This window comes from Psychrobacillus sp. FSL K6-1415, from assembly GCF_038003185.1.
GTDB classification, from domain to species: Bacteria; Bacillota; Bacilli; order Bacillales_A; family Planococcaceae; genus Psychrobacillus; species Psychrobacillus psychrodurans.
Map to the genome: position 1 here is coordinate 915,374 of NZ_JBBOOQ010000001.1, position 16,111 is coordinate 931,484.

General features: G+C 36.0%; 16 protein-coding genes. 12 read left to right on the forward strand and 4 right to left on the reverse strand.

What is annotated here, in order from left to right; genetic code table 11:
- Positions 1–25 precede the first annotated feature (25 nt).
- The 5 genes from MKY60_RS04295 to MKY60_RS04315 all read left to right on the forward strand — a co-directional run bounded on the left by MKY60_RS04295 (position 26) and on the right by MKY60_RS04315 (position 4,805).
- On the forward strand, positions 26–997 hold the full coding sequence (locus tag MKY60_RS04295) for an aminopeptidase (RefSeq protein WP_090565348.1): 972 nt from the start codon (positions 26–28) through the stop codon (positions 995–997).
- Between the two features lie 143 nt (positions 998–1,140).
- A complete protein-coding gene (locus MKY60_RS04300) occupies positions 1,141–2,151 on the forward strand; it encodes a TRAP transporter substrate-binding protein (RefSeq protein WP_090565346.1) in 1,011 nt (336 codons plus the stop codon).
- 14 nt (positions 2,152–2,165) lie between these two features.
- Positions 2,166–2,660, forward strand: a complete 495-nt coding sequence (locus MKY60_RS04305) for a TRAP transporter small permease (protein WP_340928778.1) — start codon at positions 2,166–2,168, stop codon at positions 2,658–2,660.
- Positions 2,657–3,964 carry a TRAP transporter large permease gene (locus tag MKY60_RS04310; RefSeq protein ID WP_090565342.1) on the forward strand — a complete coding sequence of 436 codons (1,308 nt, stop codon included), beginning with the start codon at positions 2,657–2,659 and terminating at the stop codon, positions 3,962–3,964. The genes MKY60_RS04305 and MKY60_RS04310 overlap by 4 nt, the downstream gene beginning before the upstream one ends.
- A 148-nt stretch (positions 3,965–4,112) precedes the next feature.
- Positions 4,113–4,805 carry a FadR/GntR family transcriptional regulator gene (locus tag MKY60_RS04315; protein WP_090565340.1) on the forward strand — a complete coding sequence of 231 codons (693 nt, stop codon included), beginning with the start codon at positions 4,113–4,115 and terminating at the stop codon, positions 4,803–4,805.
- Positions 4,806–5,134: 329 nt separating this feature from the next.
- Here MKY60_RS04315 and MKY60_RS04320 read toward each other — a convergent pair whose 3' ends face one another.
- From MKY60_RS04320 to MKY60_RS04335, 4 genes are read right to left on the reverse strand one after another with little or no spacing between them, the layout of a single operon-like run.
- A complete protein-coding gene (locus MKY60_RS04320) occupies positions 5,135–5,809 on the reverse strand; it encodes an ABC transporter ATP-binding protein (RefSeq protein ID WP_340928780.1) in 675 nt (224 codons plus the stop codon).
- Entirely contained in the window at positions 5,772–6,929 is a 1,158-nt protein-coding gene (locus MKY60_RS04325) for an ABC transporter permease (protein WP_340928781.1), read from the reverse strand. Before MKY60_RS04325 ends, MKY60_RS04320 begins: the two co-directional genes overlap by 38 nt.
- The gene (locus MKY60_RS04330) at positions 6,926–8,146 is read right to left on the reverse strand and encodes an ABC transporter permease (protein ID WP_340928783.1); all 1,221 of its coding nucleotides are present in this window, start codon (positions 8,144–8,146) and stop codon (positions 6,926–6,928) included. The genes MKY60_RS04325 and MKY60_RS04330 overlap by 4 nt, the downstream gene beginning before the upstream one ends.
- Before the next feature lie 34 nt (positions 8,147–8,180).
- Positions 8,181–9,677, reverse strand: coding sequence for a DUF6583 family protein (locus MKY60_RS04335; RefSeq protein ID WP_090565332.1), 1,497 nt, complete (start codon positions 9,675–9,677; stop codon positions 8,181–8,183).
- A gap of 323 nt (positions 9,678–10,000) precedes the next feature.
- Here MKY60_RS04335 and MKY60_RS04340 point away from each other — a divergent pair, with 323 nt between their 5' ends.
- The 7 genes from MKY60_RS04340 to MKY60_RS04370 all read left to right on the forward strand — a co-directional run bounded on the left by MKY60_RS04340 (position 10,001) and on the right by MKY60_RS04370 (position 15,941).
- On the forward strand, positions 10,001–10,447 hold the full coding sequence (locus MKY60_RS04340; protein ID WP_340928785.1) for a PTS sugar transporter subunit IIA: 447 nt from the start codon (positions 10,001–10,003) through the stop codon (positions 10,445–10,447).
- A 2-nt stretch (positions 10,448–10,449) separates the two neighbouring features.
- A complete protein-coding gene (locus MKY60_RS04345) occupies positions 10,450–10,719 on the forward strand; it encodes a PTS sugar transporter subunit IIB (RefSeq protein WP_090565328.1) in 270 nt (89 codons plus the stop codon).
- A gap of 12 nt (positions 10,720–10,731) precedes the next feature.
- The gene (locus MKY60_RS04350; protein ID WP_340928787.1) at positions 10,732–11,997 is read left to right on the forward strand and encodes a PTS ascorbate transporter subunit IIC; all 1,266 of its coding nucleotides are present in this window, start codon (positions 10,732–10,734) and stop codon (positions 11,995–11,997) included.
- Between the two features lie 384 nt (positions 11,998–12,381).
- The gene (locus tag MKY60_RS04355; RefSeq protein WP_340928788.1) at positions 12,382–13,215 is read left to right on the forward strand and encodes a transketolase; all 834 of its coding nucleotides are present in this window, start codon (positions 12,382–12,384) and stop codon (positions 13,213–13,215) included.
- Between the two features lie 5 nt (positions 13,216–13,220).
- Positions 13,221–14,150 (forward strand): transketolase family protein, encoded by a 930-nt coding sequence (locus MKY60_RS04360; protein ID WP_340928789.1) that lies wholly within the window; start codon positions 13,221–13,223, stop codon positions 14,148–14,150.
- A 219-nt stretch (positions 14,151–14,369) separates the two neighbouring features.
- Positions 14,370–14,969, forward strand: a complete 600-nt coding sequence (locus tag MKY60_RS04365; RefSeq protein WP_340928790.1) for a transposase — start codon at positions 14,370–14,372, stop codon at positions 14,967–14,969.
- 120 nt (positions 14,970–15,089) lie between these two features.
- On the forward strand, positions 15,090–15,941 hold the full coding sequence (locus tag MKY60_RS04370; protein WP_093494040.1) for an STAS domain-containing protein: 852 nt from the start codon (positions 15,090–15,092) through the stop codon (positions 15,939–15,941).
- Positions 15,942–16,111: the final 170 nt, after the last annotated feature.

The following is a 16,111-nucleotide window of genomic DNA, read 5'->3' on the forward strand; positions in this document are numbered from 1 at the left end:
AATAACTACAAAAGGAGTCTGACTGATGAAAAATATGACCGATCTACCATTAGGTGTCAAACAATTATTTACGAGTATCACTCACTTGAAAGAAGGGGAAAAAGTACTGGTCATCACGGATGATGATAAAAGAGAGATTGGTGAATTTGTTTATAAATATGCCAAACAATTTTTTGAAACTTCCATGATTGTTATGCCTCCAACTGAAGGACATGGTGCAGAACCGACAGAAGCTGTTATTGCAGCATTAAATAATTGTGATGTTGCATTTGGTGCTACTACTTACTCCTTGTATCATTCTAAAGCACGCTTAAGTACAAGTAAAAATGGACGACTACGATGGATTGGGCTTCAAGATTATGCTCTTCATATGTTCGAAAAAGGTGGACTAACTGCAGACTTCGATGAAGTTACACGAGTTGTTAATCGAGTTGCACCATTTTATAAAGGCAAAACATTTACACTCACTGCTCCCGGTGGTACTAATATGGTTTGTAGCATAGAAGGACGTGAACCTGTGCTGGATCATGGAACGGCAACCGTGCCTGGTTCTGCTTCATTTCCTCCGAATGCAGAAGTTGCACTAGGACCAGTTGAAGGAACTGCAAACGGTGTATTGGTATTTGATGGAAGTATACCACACCCATTATTAAATTTAATCGAAGAACCGATAACATGCACAGTGAAGGACGGCTATATTACAGAGATAACCGGTGGACATGAGGCAGATATATTACGTAAGATGTTGGCTGACTTCAACGATTCAACTGTTTATAATATTGCGGAGCTTGGACTTGGACTCAATAAAGAAAATTTCCTGTGTGGACATATGGCACCAGATGAAGGGTCATTTGGGAATATCCATATTGGTATTGGAAAGAATTTAAATTTTGGTGGGCATGTCGATTCGCCATTGCATTTAGATATGATTATTAAAACAGTTACCTGTAATATTGATGGGCGAGATATTATGAAAGATGGAGAATTGCTAGTTTAATAAATTTTGAGCAAAAACTCTTGGTGTGCTACTTAGGAATAGGCTAGTTAGAATACCAAGAGTTTCCTTTTGCGAAATATATTTTGTATTTAAAGTAAGCGCTTACAACTAGATGTCTAATCTATAAAGAATGGGGTGGCTGAATGAAAAAGAAAAATAAATTTACAGCTATTATACTAGGTCTTTCATTGATGATATTGTTAGCTGGATGTTCTGCGTCAGCTAATGGAGCGGTAAGTAGTAAACGAATTATTAGTGTTGCAACCGTTCAACCTGAGAACCATGCAATTTATCTTGGTTTAAACGCATTTAAAGAATATGTAGAAGAAGAAATGGGAGATAAATTCGAGATTAAACTGTTTACTAATGGTGTAATTGGTGGAAATTCGGAGGCACTCGAATTGTTACAAATGGGATCACTAGATTTAGTTGCTACGAGTGGAAGTAATTTGGAAGCTTTTGCGAATGAGTATAAGATTTTTGGTTTACCCTATTTATTTAACGATGAAGCTAGCTTTCGTAAAGTGATGAACGATGAAGAATTTACAGATATAATTTATAATTCTACAGCTGACAAAGGAATCCAAGGTGTGGCTTGGTTTTCCAATGGGGTAAATAATTTTTATGCTTCAAAGAAAATTGAAACTCCAGAAGACTTAAAGGGATTAAAGATTCGTGTTCAGTCTAGTGAAGCAAATGTGAAGCTCGTTCAAGGATTTGATGCGGCAGCTGTTGTTATGGCTTATGGGGAAGTGTATACAGCTTTACAGAACCGTGTTATTGACGCTGGTACTAATCCTGAGATGGCTCTAGTTGATATGAAGCATGGGGAGGTTGCAAAATACTATTCTCGCACAGAGCATCAGATTTTTACTGACATGCTTGTTGCAAATACAGACTTTTTAGATTCGCTTTCGACAGAGGAAAGAGAAGTTTTCCAAGATGGATTTAAATTAAGTAGTCAAGTTGCAAATGAAGCATGGGACAAACGGATTACTGAAGTGACAGAAGAAGCAACGGAAATGGGTGTAGAATTCATCACTGTGGATAAAGGATTATTCGAAGAAATGCAAAAACCAGTTAAAGAGGAATTATTAATCTCCAACCCAGATTTGCAACCACTTTATGACAAGATTCAACAAATCCAAAACTAAAGAAGGTGTATTTAATGGAAATAGTAAAGAACATAATGGATAAGATATTATCAGGTGTTTGCGCCGCTTTATTGTCTTTTATGACGCTACTAGCTACTTATCAAGTGATTACACGATATGTATTTAGTAGTCCAAGTACGATATCTGAAGATTTGTTGAGTTATTCCTTTGTTTGGGTATCTTTGCTCGGGACAGCGTTAGTATTTGGTCAAAAAGACCATATGAAATTATCTATATTTTCGGATAAGTTTACAGGGATAAAGCTGTTTGCATTATCTATTTTTACCGAGTTACTCATCATGACTATTGCAATTATTGTCTTTTTATTTGGAGGTACACAGGTTGTTGGAGTAGGCGCTATACAAATATCACCAACGTTAAATATTTCTATGGAATGGATTTATGTTGTGCTTCCAATAAGTGGCGTATTGATAGTTGTCTATAACGTTATTAATATCATCCAATTAATCCAACGATTCACAGAAAGCAAAAAGGAGGGGATACTATGAGTGTAGCTGTAACAGCAGGTTTACTGATTTTCTTTACTATTGTTATTCTATTACTTATCGGTATTCCAATAGGAATTACTCTCATTGTTGCCTCGATACTAGCGATTACACAAGTATTAGGTTTTTCTGCTGCTATTCCCTCATCGGCTTTGAAAATGTTTCAAGGTATTAATATTTTTACTTTATTAGCCATTCCTTTCTTCATACTTGCAGGGAATATTATGAATAAAGGTGGTATAGCCGTTCGACTGATTAACTTAGCAACCGCTATGACTGGTAGAATACCAGGATCACTTGCTCAGACAAATGTAGTTGCAAATATGCTATTTGGATCTGTATCTGGTTCTGGAACAGCAGCCGTATCAGCAATGGGGTCAATAATGGGTCCTATTCAAAAAAAAGAAGGCTATGATGAGAACTTTACAGCTGCTATAAATATAGCAACCGCTCCTACTGGATTATTGATACCACCGAGTACTGCTTTAATCACATATGCTTTGGTAAGTGGAGGCACTTCAGTGGCAGCTCTTTTTCTTGGGGGGCTAATTCCTGGTGTCTTATGGGGAATAAGTTGTATGATCGTAGCATTCTTTTATGCGAAAAAGAAAGGGTATGTTGGTAAAAAGCAAATATCCTTAAATGAATTCCTAAAGGTTGCATTTGAAGCAATTCCAAGTTTATTACTAATCATTATTGTCGTTTTTGGCATTGTTGGAGGAATCTTCACTGCTACAGAAGGCTCTGCAATTGCAGTTGTCTATAGTTTGCTTTTATCTACTATATTTTATAAAACGATTAGCTTAAAAGAATTTTATGCTATTTTGGTAGAAAGTTCGAAGTTGTCTGCTATTATTATGTTTTTAATTGGAGCATCTAATATTATGGCTTGGGTTATGTCGTTTACTGGAATCCCAGATATGATGGCAACCGTTATACTAGGTATTTCAGATAATCCAATTATCATTTTGTTAGCTATAAATATATTATTGTTGTTTGTCGGTACATTTATGGATCTTACACCGGCAATTTTAATTTTCACACCAATACTACTACCTGTGTGTTTAGCATTAGGAATGACCCCCTTACATTTCGGTATCATGCTTACATTTAATCTTTGTATTGGAACTATTACACCACCTGTAGGGAATATTCTTTTTGCTGGTATTAAAGTATCAAACGTAAAATTGGAAAGAGTAATGCCGCATCTGCTCAAATTTTATGTAGCCATTCTTATTGTCCTTTTGCTAGTAACATATATTCCATGGTTTTCAACATTCCTACCATCTTTAGCTGGGGTAAGTTAAAAAAATTGAAGAAATAGATAAAAGAGAGATTGTAGTGGTATAACGACTTCACTCTCTTTTTACATAGTAATGTGAAATTCCTTTGGGATTATAGTGTATAATTGTAATATAGAAAATCTCAAAAATATTTAAAGAAAGGTGGGATTTGATGAAAGAGTATACAATGAACACCATACGTAGGAGTACTTTGTCTCAGCAGGTGCTGGAACAAATTATTTTTATGATAACGAGCGGACAGTTGAAGCCAGGCGATAAACTACCAGCCGAAATGGCATTGATGGAACAACTTGATGTAAGCCGTCCAGTATTACGTGAGGCTCTAGGGTCCTTAGAAACGTTAGAAATTATTACAAGAAGACCCCGGAGTGGTACATTTGTAAATGATAAAGTGGGAAGCAGTCCGTTCAAAGCAATGCTTGCATTGTCTATTAATAATATCCCTGCCGTTATTGAGGCACGTATGACTCTAGAATTGGGACTCGTCACAATTGCAGCTGAAAAAATATCTGATGATCAACTTGAAAAAATAAAAGAAACAATTGACAGAATCCAAGAAAATCCAAATAGTGATTACGGAAAATTAGATAAGGAATTTCATCGGCTTATCGCGCAAAGTGCGAATAATCCTGTAGTTGAAGGGATGATCGATTCCCTTCTTATCACACATGAAAAAACGGATAGCTTGATAACTTACCGTGAGCCGTCCATTACAATCGAGCATCACTTAGCTATATATGAAGCGTTGAAAAAAAGAGATCCTCATGAATCGTTCACTCAGATGTATAAGCATTTAAAATACGTAAGGAAGAAAATATTAGATGACTTTGAAAAAGAAAAATAATATAAATAAAACCCTTATTTAGGATAAAAAAAGATGAATATCAGGTTTTTTTAAGTAACGTATCTTAAAACTAGTAATATTTTAAATCTACAAAAAGAAATAGAATTCTTCGTACTGGAAAAGTATAAGTTTCTTAGGACCAAATATCTTGTTGTAGCCGAAATGTTAAATTGGCTACTTTTTTTATTAAGTGTCCCTGTGTAGCAAACAATTAGGAGATTTTCATTTTCGTCCCTGTGTGAAAAACAATTCAGAATAGTGTTGAAGTTGTGTCTTGCACAGGGACACTTTTTGGGACACTCTCCGGAACCCCGACAAGGAACTCCCTCTTATACCAGTTCTTCCACAGCAATGCCTCTAGATTTTAGTAAATCAGCGTAGAATGGATCTTTTCCTAAGCAGTATATACGATCACAAAAAGAGGTAATTTCGCTCATGTCGTGAGAGGTATAGATTATCATTTTTCCTTCGTTTTTTGCTAAGTTCACCAAATAATTTCCAATCTCTTCTTTAGATTTCATATCGATACCTACAGTTGGCTCATCGAGAAGGATTAAAATGGGGTCATGAATAAGACTGATTGCTAGATTTAGTTTTCTTTTCATTCCACCGGATAATGAATCCACTGGTTCATCCCATTTGTTTAGTTGCATATCAAGGCAGAGCTGTTTGCATTCTTCTAATGATCTTCTTTTCCAGGAAAGCTTTTCAAAAAACAGGAAGTTTTCTGCTACAGTGAATTCCTCCCATAAAGAAATTTCTTGAGGGACATAACCTATAATCTTACGGATGTTTTTAATATCTTTTGAATAAGATTTATCCTCTAATATAATACTGCCATTAGATTGTGGTTGCACAGTAGCTAAAATTTCCAATAGAGTTGATTTACCTGCTCCATTTTCTCCAACTAACCCGACAACTTCACCAGGTTTCACTATAAGGTTTACATCGTTTAATATTTTTTGTTTATGATAGCTTTTTTGTAGGGAATTTACTTGCAACACGCTGACTACCTCCTTTAACTATTGTTATAACAATAATGAATGTTAAAAATGCATAAGCGATGCTACCATGTAACAATGAATAAACCGGACTGAAAGAATCTATCCATGGCCATCTTCTTATAATAGAATCTATTGGGATAAATGCCCCCCCACATATTGTAAGGATAAGGGAGATTGCAATGGAACTAATATAATAGAAGAAACTATTAGTATAGTTTCTAGCAAGTAAAGCAGCTAGCATATTTATTGTGATCCGGAAACCAAGTAGCGCAATGATTAATCGTACATTTGGAGTTGCTAAATCTAGAAAGTGAAGAATAGATAGAGTGACTATATCCATAAAAAATAATAAAACCGTATAGAACAATAAATTCCAGGATATATAGCTATTTAACGACATTTTAGTAAATGTCCATCGCACCCTTATTTGTATACTATTTGCTTTCACTATCCAATCAAAAATAAATAATGTAGCAATGATTTGGAAAAAAGCCCATATTCCCCATACAGATAGAAGGGAGCTACTTTCAATTTCTGTTTCAGTTGGTGTCCATTGGAAGGAAAAGCTTGTCGTAATTAGCTGTTTCTTTTCCTGTTTTTCTTTACTCGTTTTGAAAATTTCTTCTATATTCCATTCTTCACTGGAGCCATACTTTTCATATAACTTTTTAATTTCCGTAGAGGCTTTAGTACGTGTTGCTTCTTCTTGAACATATGAGCTAATCGTTTCTGCAACAGCAAAGTAAGCAAATGACCTATTGGATGAATATGCCTCAATAAGCTGAGAACGACGATTACTTACAATATCTTTCTCGTATCCTTCCTTAATGACAAAAACACTATCGAGCTCATGTTTTTCTAATAGATCATTAGCTTTTTGAAGGTCTAGTCTATTAACTTGTAAATAATCTGTATTCATAATACGTTGAACTAAAGCATCAGAAAGGACAGATTCATCTTCTATTACTAGTCCAATTGGTACCTTTGACTCATCGCCAAATTTATTTACCGCACTGAAAGTCATTACAGTGAAAACAAGAGGTAGTATAAGCCAGGCTAATAAAACTTTCCATTCCTTACGCAGCCTCATCGCTTGTATCGCTAAAATACCTTTCATCATTTCCACCTATCCTTCCACTGTGTAGAGATCCACAACAGTATCAGTCCCACGAACGATTGAATTCCTAGTAGGGTAAAGTCTGCGTAGTTTCGTCCAACTAACACAATATCTACAATCCATCGGAAGACTTCAAAAGAAAAGAAAAATGGAAGTATATTTTTCAACAATAAAGGAAAATAAATAGTAGGAATGAATGCTCCACTTGAAACAATCAACATTAATATCAGGAAAAATTGAAGGAGTAATCCTACTCTTTTAGATGAAATCCATAGATCAACTAACGATAAACTAACTAATAAAAGCCATCCATACAATAAAATAAACAGAAATAGACGGAAATAATCTAATATAAATAACTCGACCGCAAAGTATTTAACAATCGGTATTAAAGTAACAGTAGCAAATAACATGCTTACTAAGAGTGCAACAATTATTTGCGAAACATTCGTATGCCAGTATGTTACTCCAAGTAACTTCCAACGTATTCTCAAGGCGACATGTGTCTCTTTTCTTAACAATGAATAGCTTCCGAATAGCCATATACTAAATGCAATAAACCAACCAGCTACTACATAATAATTCGTAGGGGAAGTTGTTGTTATATTGGTGATTACTTCTTCGTCTAATATTTGCCCGCTTCCTAATGTATATAAAGTAAATTCAATAAATGTTTCAAAGATAAGTCCTTCTAATTCTTCTTCTGGAATATACGCATTACTTGCATAATCATAGACCGTTAGAATATTAGCCTGAGCAGAGGAAATGTAACGTGTCATACTCTCTGCTAATTCTTTTACAATGAAGCTATCTACTGTTCGAGAAGGATTTCCTACAATCGTTAGGGAGACAGACTTTCCTTTATACAGCTTTTTAGTAAACTCCTTAGGGAATAGTATGTATGTACTTATTTCATTGTTCTCTATTTTATAATCTGCAGTCTCTTTTGACATAGAGATTATTTCAATGGCTTCTTCTTTATCTAAAGAAAGGGTCATGAATTCCAGTAACATTTTCGTTTCTTCAGTTTGGTCTTCATCCACAAAAGCAATGGAAATAGTTTCTTTAGCCGACGGTACAAAAAGGGAGGCAACGATTCCAAGCGTTGAAACTAGCAGAAAAATAGGGAAAAGAAAAAGCAGAAGAAGTGATTTCCACTTCTTCTGAATACTTTTTCCATATTGAGTCGTAAAGAAGGCAATCTTTTTCAAATCGATCAAGATGCATCCACTCATTTCTTTTAATTAGGTATTATTAATATAATTCCTGTTCGAGTTGTTCTGTTATGTTCATTCCCCAGCGTTCCAATTCAGGGTAAATATCTTCCATCATTAATTGTTGTAGTGATTCGGCATCCATTGTTCCGATATTCACCATTTTCTCTGAATCTGATGGAACATTCACTTTTTTAATAATCTTACTTTCTTCGCTAATATTTATAATAGCGCTTGAATTGCTATCTAACTCAATCGAGAATTCATGCTTTGCTTGCATAGAGTCTTTTTTATAGCTTGAATTTCCACTCCATAAAAACTCCATTGGTTGGTAATCATCCTCTAGTGCAAATTTACGTTCGAATGTTCTATCATCACCTGATACTTTTTCTTCACCGTTATAGACTAGACCAACTTTGTTATCATCTAAGAAGGAGATTTCATCCTTATAAGTGCCATCTTTGGTAGCGGTAAGGTCTCCTGTAAAGTGTAGTGGCTCATCATCCATACTAATTGTATAATTCCAATTTTGTGCTGAGTCTTCTAGTAATTGTGTGCCAGCAATTTCTAATTTACCTAGGTCTGCTATTTCTATATTAATATCCCTTTTAACGATTAAATCTGCATCTTGCCAAATAGTAGATTTTATACCATCAGGTAGGTCAATTTCATCTACTGAGCTAATTAGATCTTCCATTACTTCATCAAATTCAAATGTTTCGTTTGGCATACCGGTAGCAGTAAACTGTTCAAACGAACTCTCCAAGTAATCCTCAACCATTTTTTTGAATTTTGTATCTTTTTGTGCTTTTTTAAGTACATCTGTTAAAATCTTCTTCACTTCAGCTTCTGAAAGCGCCATAGATACTTTTTCTGCTTTAATCGATTTCCCATTTACATCAATTTTTTCTTTTGATGTTGTAAATGATTCCTCCGGTAATGATTCATATAGATACATCATGTATTCTTCTTTTAGATATTCGATATTCTCCTCGGATAAAACGTTATCTTTACCTAAGAAATTTTCTAGACCAAGTTTTTCACTACCTACATAACTTGGATCTATAGCGCGCATTAAGTTTCCATAATCTTTATCCTTCAATTGAAGTAATTGATCATAAAAAGGAAGCCCTAAAATAATTTCTTCCGTTGTAATATAGCCTTTAATAGGGTCAACATCCACGCCGAGAATCGTTGCATTGATCTCAGCTTCTACCTCTTTCTTATTTGGATCACTTGCAATTCGCATTGCAATATTAGAGTTATTTACCACTTGTTCTATTTCAGGATTAGTATCATCTTGATATTCACCCGATAAATCATATGTGCTATCGATAACTTTAGTTGTACCGTATTTTGCCCATTCGGTCTCATTTTCATAGCGTGTTTCGACAAGTTCTTGGATATGTTGAATTGTCTTAACCTCCGAATAGAAATATTGCTCTTTAGGTGTTTTGCTCACTAGGAAAAAAGCAGATGCTCCTCCAGCCAACACAAAAAAAGAAATAATTGCGATAATCCATATACTTTTCTTCATTTAAAACCTTCCTTTCAATTCCACATATGGTAGCAAATAACTGCTTTTCATTATTTTACATCATATGTATCTGATAATAATTATAGCAGATAAATATATTTGAGGGACTTTTATCTATAAAAAAATCAAAAAAATTGGGAATTCCTATTTTTTTCGACAAAAAAGTGGTATGTTTCTGTCCCTGTGTAGCAAACAATTCTAGTCTACGCATACTTGGGTAAAAAAGTGCAGAAGATCTTTTACTATCTAAGAGATAAGGTTGCCACTCTCATGTTCAAACTCAAACATGCATATAATACGAAAAGCAACAAAGGAGAAAAAAATTGATTCGTAGACTACTAGAAGAAGAAGGAATATTGCTAGATGTTATAGCGAAGGACTGGCAAGTTGCTATACGTATTTGCGGAGAAATACTTGTAAAAACGGGAAAAGTAGAAGTCACATATGTAGATGCAATGATCAGTAATATTCAAGAACTTGGGCCATATATCTTAATAGCACCTGGTGTTGCCATGCCTCATGCTCGTCCGGAAGATGGGGTTATCCAAGAAGGAATTAGTATTGTTGTTTTAAAAGAAGAGGTTGCTTTTGCACCCGGTAGAGAGTTTAAGGTATTAATCGGCTTGGCCGCTTTAAATAGTGAATCACATATTTACATTTTACAAAAAATAGCGGAGGTGATTTCCGAAGCGGATACGCTGGAAAGATTAAAAAATGCAACAGAGAATGACGAAATTCTACAGCTATTTAATGACAAAGAGGAGCATTAGCCATGAAAATACTAGCAGTATGCGGAATGGGTTTTGGATCTAGCATGATGTTAAAAATGACAATCGAAAAAATTTTAAAGGAAAAAGGCATTACAGCAGATGTAGAAACTGCAGATTTTACTACTGCTTCTAGTATTTACGCAGATTTTATCTTCACTAATGAAGAATTTGCTAAACAATTGGAGGGCGGAAAAGTAAAGGTTGTTAGTGTGAAAAATATTGCGGATGCAAATGAAATAAGAGGTGCATTGGAGTCGGTATTAAACACATAAGGGGGATCGAGTATGGCTTTTTTTGAATTCTTAATGAATGAAATTTTAAGCATTCCTGCTGTGTTAGTTGGTTTAATAGTATTTGTCGGACTCGTTGCTCAGCGTGCTGCTACTACAAAAGTAATGTCAGGTACGCTTAAAAGTATTATAGGTTTTCTTATTTTAGGCGCAGGTGCTGGAGTGATTGTGGGTTCTTTAGATTCTTTAGGCGGAATTATTGAAGAGGCCTTTAATATTCAAGGTGTGATTCCGAATAATGAAGCGGTTGTCGCTATTGCACAACAAATGTTTGGGACGGAAACAGCACTTATTATGGGATTTGGATTCGTTGCGAATATTTTATTTGCACGCTTTACGCCTTGGAAATATATATTTTTAACTGGGCATCATACATTTTTTATGGCTGCTTTATTATCTGCGGTTTTAGGAACATCTGGCATGGAAGGAGCTACTTTAGTTTTTGTCGGCTCCATATTACTTGGCTTTTTCATGGTTTTAATGCCAGCGCTCGGTCAACCATTTATGAGACAGGTAACTGGGAATGACGATATTGCGATTGGTCACTTTGGAACGTTTGGTTATATTTCTGCTGGTTTAATAGGGAAATGGTTTGGCAATAAAGCGAAGTCCACAGAGGATATTAAAATCTCTGAGAAATGGGCATTTCTGAAGGATTCATTAATATCTACTGCTTTAACAATGGTAGCTATCTTCATTATAATAGCTATTTTAGCAGGTTCAGATGTTGTATCTAGTTTCTCCGGAGATCAAAATTTTATTATGTTTAGTATCATGCAAGGTATTACATTTGCTGCTGGTTTGAGTATTATTTTACTCGGTGTACGTATGATTCTAAATGAAATCGTGCCAGCTTTTAAAGGGATTGCAGATAAACTTGTCCCTGGTGCAAAACCTGCACTAGATATACCAATTGTCTTCCCATTTGCTCCTACTGCTGTAATGATTGGTTTCCTTTTTAGTTTTGCAGGTGGTCTTATAAGTATGGCGCTGTTAGGTGTATTATCATTGCCTCTGATCATCCCAGGTCTTGTTCCTCACTTCTTTACAGGAGCGGGTGCCGGAGTATTTGGTAATGCAACTGGAGGTCGAATTGGTGCTGCTGCGGGTGGTTTTGTAAATGGTGTTTTGATCAGCTTCTTGCCAGCATTTTTATTACCAGTTTTGGGAGAGCTCGGCTTTGCTAACACAACATTTGGTGATTCGGACTTTGGTGTAATCGGGATTATTATTGGATTCATTACAAGTCTATTTAGTTAAAAGTTACTAGGTGACCTTCTGAGGGAAGGGAGAATTGCTAATTTTGGCATGCATTAACTTGCAGGTTGATGTTGCTGCTTCTTGTTACAATATCGCCAATAACTAGTACATCCTATGCGTCGTAATACTTCCAGATCAAGATATGGCACTATGCAACAAGTTTAATTATGAGATAACTGCTCGCCTAGAACCTAGACGGAAATCTCCACGCGACTTGCCTAATATAGGAGACTTGCTTCCTGGGAGGCTTAGATTATCAGAATGTTAATAACTCAGGCATTGCCGCACGATACGGCGTTATTTGCCTGAGTTCATTTTTTAAGTCAGCGGTGGATGAATTATCCTAAGCTGATTGAAGTTTTATTTTATGAGGAGAGGTACTTATTGATATCGATTGAACAATTAAAGCTTACAGCTACAGTGCTCAGAAAAAGGATTTTATCCACTGCTTATTATAAAAAACAGGGACATGTTGGTGGTTCGCTATCATGTGCGGATATATTAGTTAGTCTATTTTTCCATCAATTATCTATAGATCCTTCTTGTCCAAAATGGGAGGATAGGGATCGTTTTGTTCTTTCAAAAGGTCATACGGCTTTGGGACTCTATGCTACGCTTGCATTGAGAGGATACATTTCCGAAGAAGAATTGAAAACTTTTGATCAGTACGAGTCACGACTACAGGCACATCCGGATATGACCAAACTAGATGCGTTGGATATGTCTACAGGCTCTTTGGGACAAGGTTTATCAGCGGCGGTTGGTATGGCTATTGGTGCGAAGAGGCTGAAAAAGGATTTCTTTGTATATTGTTTGATTGGAGATGGGGAATCACAGGAGGGCCAAATTTGGGAAGCGGCAAATATCGCGGAAAAATATAAGTTAGATAATCTGATTGTTATTATGGATCAAAACGGACTGCAGCAATATGGGTGGAAAAATGGTAAGGAAAGAATGGACCCAGAGCGTTATGGAAAAAGAAAGTTTGATGGCTTTGGCTTTGAAACATGGGAAGTAGACGGACATAGCATGGAGGATTTAATAGCAGTGCTGACTGAAGTGAAGGGTAGCGTGAATGGTCTTCCTAAAGCGATTATTGCAAACACAACAAAAGGTAAAGGTGTTCGTTTTATGGAAAATAATTATGTCTGGCATTCAAAAGCCCCTAATGATGAGGAATATCAAATGGCTTTAACTGAACTAGAGGGGGAAGATTAAAGCAGATGTCGATAAATGTACGTGACCAATTTGGAAAGCAATTGGCGAAACTTGCAAAAGAAGATTCTAGAGTCCTTGCTTTAGATGGGGATCTTGGAAACTCGACTCGTCTAGATTCTATAGAGAAAGAAACAGTAGATTCCTTTTTACAAATGGGGATTGCAGAACAAAATATGGTAGGTGTGGCAGCTGGTCTAGCCTCAGTAGGATTTCAGCCGTGGGTGTGTAGCTTTGCCACTTTCTTAACGAAAAGAGCATTAGACCAAATTGTAGTCAGTGTTGCCCAGACTAATTTTGATGTAAAGCTAGTTGGCAGTTATAGCGGATTGTTGACGAGCAACACTGGTAAAACACATCACTCTCTAGATGATATAGCCATTATGACAACAATTCCAAATATGACTGTAATTGCCCCGAGCGACCCCGGTGAAACGGTCTCCGCTATGAAAGCTATGCATAAAACGGCTGGACCTATGTATTTAAGGCTAACTAGAGATGAAACGATTCCTTCATTTCTACCTAATTCTGATTTTGAAATTGGAAAAGGTAAAACACTAGCAGAAGGAACAGACATCTTATTAGTCACTACCGGGAGCACGACCTTCCGTGTTAACGAGGTTATCAAACAAATGGAAGGTGTTTCAATTGCCCATCTACACTTTCCAACGCTAAAACCCTTCGATAAAGAACTGTTAATAGACGCTGCTAGAAAAGTTCCACTAGTAGTAACAGTGGAAGAACATTATATACGTGGTGGACTAGGAAGCATTGTTTCGGAAATTTTATCTGAAGAATTACCTAAGAAAGTTGTTAGAATAGGGGTTCCAGACAGGTTTTTGGGGTGCGGGACGGATGAAGAGTTGCTGGAGTCAAATGGACTTTCAGTGGAAGAAATTAGAAAGTCTTTGACTGCCCTGTGTAGCAAACAATTCTGATAATTAACTACAATTAATACTCTCTCCTGTCTCTGAGCAGGAGGGGGTATTTTTGATGTCCCTGTGCAGCGTAATATTCAGAAAACTATAGACAATTATATTACCTTTCATTACACTTGTATGAAGACACCCAATCTCACTCCCTCGAAGATTACCTTCCCTAAAACAATAACATATCAAGTCATAACTTTATAAATCTAAGAAAAGCGAGGTATAAAATTGACAAGAAAAAGAAATTTGAACCCGGATTCGTATTATCATGTCATCATGCGCGGAAACAATCGACTACCTATTTTTGGTTCACACCGAGATATGTTAGAACTCATGAGAATCTTCGAATATGCCCACGATCAATATCCCTTTCATCTGCTAGCCTACTGTTTCATGACCAACCATTATCATTTGTTGATGAAGACAGAAAGTGAATCTTTAAGTAAAATCATGGCACACATCAACCGAAGATATACTTCATCCTATTCCAAAAGATATAATCATGTCGGACGAATTTATCAAAGTAGATATTTTGCAAAAGAAGTGAAATCGTATTCAGGGTTATTAGCTGTTAGTATATATATACACCGCAACCCTATAAATACCAAACAACCATTAGTCAATCGCCTTGAGTGGTACCCATATAGCTCTTACCCCTTTTACTTTGAAGAAAGTAAAGAAGCTCCAAAGTTTCTTAAACGTGATGTTTTAAAGGAGTATCTTCCACACCCCCTAAAGAAAACAAATGCTGAGTATTGTGAGTTTTGTAAAAAGACCCCTGTGCATCAAACAATTCTACACAATTCAGGTGGCACGTTAAGTACTTAATTGTCGAGAAATGTCAGAATAGTTTCTTACACAGGGACATACTAAGAAAAAAGTTCTTTTAGTCAAACGAAACAATTATAATATTAGTAGAATAGATTTCAAAGAAAGTTGGCGGAAAAAATGGCATCGATTGATCAAGAACTTTATGATTACATTCTTGAAAACTCAGGTAATATTACGAGTAAATGGTTTATCGCAAAAAGTGATTTTGATGGCTCTTTTTATTCTAATAATCCAAATCCAGAAATAGATCAAGTATTGTTGGAACAGCATGCTTTGACTATTAGGACTGTTGCCTATGCTTTTTTGGAGGAAGAGAATGGCTTTCAGGAGCAGCTTCTATTATGGGCAGAGACAGTAGCGAAAAGTAGAATTGAACATAATACTCCTATTCATGACGTCATACAGGCTCTAAATAAAACTCGTGAAACGATATGGTTATATGTGGAGCACTTTGCAAATGATCACTTAGATGAAGTAAACAATACCCACATACTAAAATGGAGTCGCTTATTTAATACAGCATTTGATCAGCTTATTCATAGCTTTTCTTCAAGGTATTATGAACTATCTAACAATAGATTAAATGCTCAACAAGATTTGATAAATGAATTAAGTATTCCAATTATCCCAATCTTGGATGGTGTTGGAGTATTGCCTGTTATCGGTGAGATTGATACAACTAGGGCGAGATCTTTATTGGAGGATGTGCCCTATAAATGCGTAGAAGTTGGTATAAATAAGCTTTTCATAGATATTTCTTCTGTCACGTTTATGGACACAATGGTAGCAAATGAAATGTTTCACTTAATAGATGTACTTCAATTGCTTGGCATCAAAACTTCTCTATCTGGTATTCGACCTGAAGTGGCACAGGCTTCCATCCAGTTAGGAGTGGATTTTGGCAATATTTCTACTTTTAGTTCTTTAAAGCAAGCACTGTTGAGGACTGGAGTTTATGTCCAAAGTTAAGATAGTATATAAAAATGTAGCGTGAAAACAGGGTTGACGGGACTGGAAAGAATGATTAATACGGCTGATTTCCGTTACAGGCGGAGGCTTTCCGAGGGGTGAGCGATGAACCTTCACCGTTGCTCCGCGTTCGTTGTGAAGGTTCATTTGACTCACTGATCCCTTCGGAG